We start from the raw sequence: 6,766 nt of genomic DNA, 5'->3' as shown, positions 1-6,766 counted from the left end.
CCCAACAAAATCACCCAGGCCAGCTACTCCTTATCGTCTGGCTCGGGATATTACCTGTACGACAACCCTACCGTGATAAACGGCGTAACCGTAAACCGTACCGCTAACCCTGCCCTTAAATGGGAACTGGTGGAGCAGTACAACATCGGTGTGGACTTCGACTTCTGGAAAAGCAAGATCTATGGTTCACTGGAGTTCTACAATAAAACAACTAAAGACCCGATCCTGAACATACCATCTGGTCCGCTGAGCCCCACCACCACTATCTGGAAAAATGTGGATGCGAGCATCGTTAACACTGGCTTTGAATTCATGCTGGGTTCACAACTGGTGCGCACGAAAGACCTCACCTGGAGCGTAGACGTAAACGGTTCTACCCTTTCTAACAAGATCGAAGATTTGCCGGTATCTGAGCTTTACTCTGGCAGCATTTCCGGCCCTGGGTTGTCGGGTGTAAACGCGAACATCTACAAAAACGGTTATGAAGCAGGTTCCTTCTTTATGTTGAAACACCTGGGGTATGATGCCGATGGTAAAGACATTTTTGAAGATAAAGTGAAAGACGGCGTTATCAATGCTGCCGACAGGCAGATATTCGAAGGCGCTATCCCTAACTTCAACTTCGGTCTTAACAGCCAGCTGCGTTACAAAGCCTTCGACCTCTCCGTGGCCGTTATCGGTCAGGCTGGTGGTTACCTGGTAAACAACACCGCGCTGGACCTGAACATCAACAGCCTCGCCTCTGACCGTAACGTATTGAAGAAATACTACGACGCAAAAGCCAATACCGCTAACGCCGTTCAGTTGTCGACCCTGTACCTGGAGAAATCCGACATGATCCGCCTGAACAACGTTCGCCTGGGTTATACCCTGCCGCTGCAACGCGTAAGCTGGCTGAGATCTGCCAACATCTACGTAAGCGCGCAAAACCTGCTTACGATCACCGGTTACAGTGGGTACGATCCATTGGTTAACACCACTAAAACTGTGGATGGCAACCAGTCGCTCGGTATCGATTACACCACTTATCCTGCAGCAAAAACATTCCTGGTAGGTGCCACTATTAAATTCTAAGACTCATGAAGAAAACATACTTATCATTCCATAAATTAACTTGTATATTCCTTACTGTAGCCATGGTGGGATGTACAGACCTGAAAGAAGATGTGATTGACGAGGTGCTGGGTTCGAACAACGCCAGTCCCGAAAACGCCTTATCAGCAGCCTATGGCCAGCTGGGTGATGCGACCTTTGTAGACCATGGTAACGTATTCGCTTTACAGGAATACTCAACCGACGAAGCGATGTTACCTACACGCGGCAGCGACTGGGGAGATGGTGGTGTTTGGCGCGCTATGCACGAATTTACCTGGGCGCCGGATAACTCTGTAGTCACCAATACCTGGAATAACCTGAACAGGGGTATCACCAAATCGCTTACCGCTATTGCCAGCGCCAACGCTGCCACGAACTTCGCCCAAAAAGCGTTGTTCCTGGCCGAAGCAAAAGGCATGCTCGCATTCTATACTTACCATACACTGGAACTTTATGGACAGGCGCCTTACCGCAATCCACTCGATCCGAACGCACCGGTGGAAGTAAGAAAGGCAGACGTGGCCATCGATGAACTGATCAAAGAGGTAGAAAGCATCATTCCTGACCTGGCGAACCTGAAAGAGCAGAATACGCACAATGCCCGCTTCACCAAACAAGCGGCCTATGGCCTGCTGGCGGATATGTATTTAAACCGCGCTGTACTGAAAGACCGTTACGCCGCTACCTTCAAGTTCACAGAACCGGCGGTAGATAACAACGGTACTGATATGGACAAGGTGATTTACTACACCACCCTGCTGATCGACAACCCGATGTTCCAGCTGGAAAGCAACTACTTCAAAAACTTCGATATTGACAACAAAGGCAGACCGGAACTGATCTTCGTGGTATCGCAGGCCATAAACACCCAGCGCAGCAGCGATAATGATTTCGCTTATATGTCGATGGAAAGGAACCAAAAACCTTCTCCGGTAAACAGGGGTACAAACGCCTCCTGCGTTACACCTGAGTTTTATGCTACCTGGGACAACAATCACGACGACCCCCGCTTCGCCCGCAAGTACCAGTATACCGACGGCACCTGGTTCATGAACGACGGCACCGACGTGAGCGTTCCCGCTACCAGCATTGTACCTAACAGCACCAACCAGCCCTGGTTCCATTTTAACCGCGGTATGGTAGTGGGTCAGCAATACGGCCCTATCCTGCTGGCTAACGGCACCTTTGATAAAACGGCCGATGGTCGCATTAAGGTATCGAAACTGGTTTGCGAAAAAAATACAACACTGCCCATGGACTTCACACCTGCGCTGAACTTCGACAATCCTGCCCAATCAGTATTCACACAGGCGCAGATCAACCGTGGCGTACGTGTGTTCAAATGGGAATTTGATCCGGAAAGAGATAACGGCACCAGCAACGTGGACGTTCCGCTGTACCGCCTCGGTGGCATGTATTGCATGCGCGCAGAAGCTAATTTCAGAAAAGGCCTTACCGGACCAGCCCTCATTGACATCAACATATTACGTACCTCCAGGACCCGCGAAGCCCTGTATAACAATGCTCCGGGTGTAGGCCTGCTCGCCCTTACTGAGCAGTCGCTGTACAACGAGATAGGTTTTGAAATGTACTGGGAAATGAACAGGAGAAAACAAATGATCCGTTTTGGTACCTTCGATAAAGCTGGTACTGCCAAACCTGCATCTGAACCATTCCGCAGGATATTCCCGATCCCACAGTCGGCTATTGATGCATCGAATACGTTCTCGCAGAATTTTAAGTACGACGAATAGTTGAATACTTTATAGGAATAGAAAGGGCTCGCTGTATGGCGGGCCCTTTGTTTTTCAATTAAAGTAATATAAACGACGAAGCCCCACCGTACGGTGGAGCTTCGTCTCTCTATGAAAAATATTATCGTTTACTCCTCACCTCATACCTCCCCACTTCACTCCCATCATCCCCCAACATCTGCAACTGTAGCTGCTTACGGTCGGTCTTCACCTTTATCAGTGTTCGCCGTCCCTCTTTCGGCCCGCCGCCAATGATCAGCGGGTAGTTGTGCGTAGCCTTATCAGGCGCATGCACACCATAACGGTGTGTATGCCCGCATATCATCAGGTCGATGCCGGCTTTGTTGAACAATGGATTGAACAGCTCCCGGCAATGCAGGCTGCCATGGCCTTCACCGGAGTGAAAAACCGGGATGTGCATCATCACTACCCGGAAGGGAGCTTTCAGAAAGGCCGGCTGTTGCAGTGCGGTTTCCAGCCAGCGCGCCTGCTGTTCGCGATAGGCGTCGAAGGCTACGAGCTGGCTGTATTCTGCATGATCGTCTGCTTTATCCTCACCGGTATCCAGTACGATGAAATGCACCGGGCCCTGTGTGAATGAAAAGTAGTACTGGTTGCCCGGATTATTAAAGTAATCGGGGAACTGACGGGCATATTTACCACGGGTTTCGTGGTTGCCGCGGGCGTACATAAAGGGTTTTTCAGATGCAAAGGCCGATGTAACCGGTGTGAGCAAATGATCGATGATCTGCTGCTCATCTGTCTGGAAGTCGAACATATCACCGTTCAGGAACACAAACTCGTAGGGATCACCCCCATTGAGTTTTAACAGTTGTTCGAAAGAGGCCGGACGGTCGTGGATATCATTTAACACCAGCCAGGAAACTTCCTTTGCGGCAGGATTTACAGTAGTAAAATGAAACACTTCACTGTTCATCACCTCGCCCCAGGTCATCAGGTAGGGCTGAAACTCCACGATCTGGCGGGAGCATACGCGGTACATGTATTTTGTACCGGGTTTAAGTCCGGTGATCGTTACTTCATGTACGCGGTCGTTGGCGGCCAGCAGGCCGAGGTTAGCGGCAGGCAACGCTTTGTTGCCTGTCGCTTCTTCCCCGTATTCGACCCAACTGCTGGCGGGTTCGTTCGTAATCCAACGGATCACGGCGCTGCTGCTGGTTATATGCTGTAAATAAGGTGGCGTAAGGAACTGCATGCCTGCACGCCGTGGTGGCCTGTTAGCAGCTTGTGTGGCAGCCGTCAGCCTGCCTGGCATCAGACCTGCTGCACCTGCTATCGCTATCTTACCCAGAAAACTTCTTCTGCCCGATTTGTTATGTTCCATGCTCATTATTTATAACCGAAGTTCTGGTCGAGTGTAGGGTTCAGGATAATTTCCGAAGCAGGTATCGGGAAGATGCGCCTGTACTCGTCGGTATTGGTTTTGCTGCCCCAGGCATCTTCGAACTTACCAAAGCGGATCAGGTCATTTCTTCTCCATGCTTCCCAGCTGAATTCGCGGGCACGCTCTGGCAGTATATCATCCAGGGTAATCGTCTGGAACGGTGTTGCTTTACGGATGACACGTATCTGGTTCACCAGGCCCAATGCTGTTTCTCCCCTTGTTTCAGCAGCACCCCTCAAAATAGCCTCTGCTTTCATCAACAGTATATCTGCATATCGGAATACCGGCACATCGTTACTCGCATCGCGGGCCACCGCCGTTACATCGGGCGAATATTTGATGCTACGGTAACCTTTGGCCTTGCCCAGTTCGTCGCCGCCTACCTCGAACAGTGTAGGATTGGTAAAGGTGATGTTCGGTGTAAACTCCAGGTGGTAATCGATAGGCGTTGCGCCGTCTGCACCCGCGTAGCTGGCATCCATACCTCTCTTCGTTGTTTTTATGATGATGGGCGCGCCGTTATTATCGTACTGTTTGCCGGTGAGCCAGGCCTGTGTACGCACATCGTCCGGCTCATTAAAGTTGGCGTAGTACTCGGGCATCGTGCTTACCGGGCCATCGATCAGGAAAGCCAGTCCGTACTTACGTTGCAACGCATAGTGCAGTCCAAACCAGGTGAACTGCTGCCCTTTCCCCTGCGACCAGTCGAATGGAATAGCGAGGATAAACTCGCGTGTAGCGGGACCGTTATCCGCGGCGAACATTGCCCTGAAATCGGCTGCCAGTTCAAACTTACGGCTGCTGATGATGGAGTCGCACATGGCCACGGCATCGTTGTAGCGGTTTTCACCGGCGTATACCTCCGCATTGATGTACATCTTAGCAAGTAAAGCCTGTGCGGCATACTTCGTCATACGGCCGTAGGTGTTTACGTTTACATCGGCGCTCAACATCGGCATTACTTCCTTCAGTTCTGTTTCGATATAAGTAAATACTTCTTTCCTGGTTTTTTGCTGCGGCACTTCTTTGGTACCGAAAGTACTGGCGATAGGAATATTGCCAAACAAGTCCATCATCTGGAAATAACTCAATGCCCTCAGCGCACGCACTTCTGCTGCGATATGCGGTTTGGCATCGCTGGCGGGCGCCTGCTCGAACAGCGCCAATAACTGGTTACAGGTGCTGATAATACCATACCCCCAGCGCCAGGCGGAGCCGATATGTGAATGCGTCTGGTTCCAGGTATGTAGGTGGTGTTGCTGAAAACGCGCGCCGTCGTACCAGTTACCAGCCCTTGCAGGCAGTATGGCCTCGTCGGTGGTCAGCGTTTGCATATACCACCAGTGTACGCAATAGGAAGGTCTTATTTTGCTGTAAGCCGACCCGGTGGCCAGTACCAGCTGATCTTCCGATTTCGGGAAGTTATCGGGTGTCAGTTCGTTTTCTACCGGCAGATCAAGATCGGTGCAGGATGCGAGTAATAACATGCCAGCGAAGGCGAGTATCGTTCTATTCAGTTTCATATATCAATGTCTTAAAAGGTAACGTTGAGGCCCAGCATCAGGGTGCGGGTCCTTGGATAATAGTTACGGTTATCAATACCTGGCGTTAAACCACCCAGGTTCACTTCAGGATCAATGCCCTTGTATTTGGTAATCACACCGAGGTTATTACCGGTTACGTACACCCTGAAGTTGGATAAACCACGTACTTGTTTAAAAGTATAACCCAGGCTGGCGTTGTCGAGGCGCAGGTAAGAGGCGTCCTCAATGTAACGATCGGAGTAACGGAAGGCATTACCATCTGCAGGGCTCTCATCTGACAAAGAAACCGGCATATTGTAGTTCTCTGCTTCGTTCGGATGGTTAAGGCTGGCCAGGGTGGAGTTAAATACCTTGTTGCCAAAAGAACCTCTTACAAACACGCTCAGGTCGAAATTACCGTAGGTAAAGCTGTTACCCCAGCCGAGTAATAATTTCGGCTGTGCGCTACCTGCATAATAGTAATCCTGGTGATCGACCGGATCGGTAGTAACGCCACCTTTACGGCTATGGAACTGCGATACGCCATTGGCATCTTTACCAGCGTACTTAAAGGTGAAGAACTGTCCTACAGGATAACCTGCCTTCAGCAGCTGCACTGGCAGGTTGCTCTGCCCCTGACCGTTCGGGAAGCCCTGCGGAATGGAGTCGGAAGCGAAACTGCTATTGGACAGTGACTCGAGTTTATTACTGTTATGCGCAATGTTGATATTAGTTTTCCAGGAAAAACGCTTAGCTGTTACCGGGGTTGCATCAATGGTTAACTCATAACCTTTGTTGGAAATGTCGCCTACGTTAGCAGTGTAGCTGTTCACAAAATACTGAACGGTAGATACGGTGTAAGCCCATATCAGGTCGGTCGTTTTCTTATCGTAGTATTCAGCGGTCACGTTCAATCTTCCTTTCAGCAAACTTGCATCCACAGCAAAGTTGACCATCGCGGTTTTCTCCCATCTTAAATCAGGATTGGC

At 50.3% G+C, this 6,766-nt stretch carries 5 protein-coding genes; 2 read left to right on the top strand and 3 right to left on the bottom strand.

Annotated features, from left to right (window positions below; translation table 11 throughout):
• Nucleotides 1-1,074: TonB-dependent receptor (locus QZT80_RS18795; RefSeq protein ID WP_295125599.1), on the top strand; the 1,074-nt coding region annotated here is incomplete at its 5' end.
• Between the two features lie 5 nt (nt 1,075-1,079).
• Nucleotides 1,080-2,849 carry a RagB/SusD family nutrient uptake outer membrane protein gene (locus tag QZT80_RS18790; RefSeq protein WP_295125596.1) on the top strand — a complete coding sequence of 590 codons (1,770 nt, stop codon included), beginning with the start codon at nt 1,080-1,082 and terminating at the stop codon, nt 2,847-2,849.
• A gap of 121 nt (nt 2,850-2,970) precedes the next feature.
• On the opposite strand, the gene QZT80_RS18785 is transcribed toward QZT80_RS18790, so the two are convergent.
• The 3 genes from QZT80_RS18785 to QZT80_RS18775 all read right to left on the bottom strand — a co-directional run.
• Nucleotides 2,971-4,194 carry a metallophosphoesterase family protein gene (locus QZT80_RS18785; protein WP_295125593.1) on the bottom strand — a complete coding sequence of 408 codons (1,224 nt, stop codon included), beginning with the start codon at nt 4,192-4,194 and terminating at the stop codon, nt 2,971-2,973.
• A 5-nt stretch (nt 4,195-4,199) separates the two neighbouring features.
• A complete protein-coding gene (locus tag QZT80_RS18780) occupies nt 4,200-5,777 on the bottom strand; it encodes a RagB/SusD family nutrient uptake outer membrane protein (RefSeq protein ID WP_295125590.1) in 1,578 nt (525 codons plus the stop codon).
• 11 nt (nt 5,778-5,788) lie between these two features.
• Nucleotides 5,789-6,766: TonB-dependent receptor (locus tag QZT80_RS18775; RefSeq protein ID WP_367112878.1), on the bottom strand; the 978-nt coding region annotated here is incomplete at its 5' end.

It is taken from the genome of uncultured Chitinophaga sp. (assembly GCF_902168175.1).
In the GTDB taxonomy this organism is placed as follows: Bacteria; Bacteroidota; Bacteroidia; order Chitinophagales; family Chitinophagaceae; genus Chitinophaga.
Note: the sequence above shows the minus strand (reverse complement) of the source record. Positions and strands in the feature narration are given on the sequence as shown.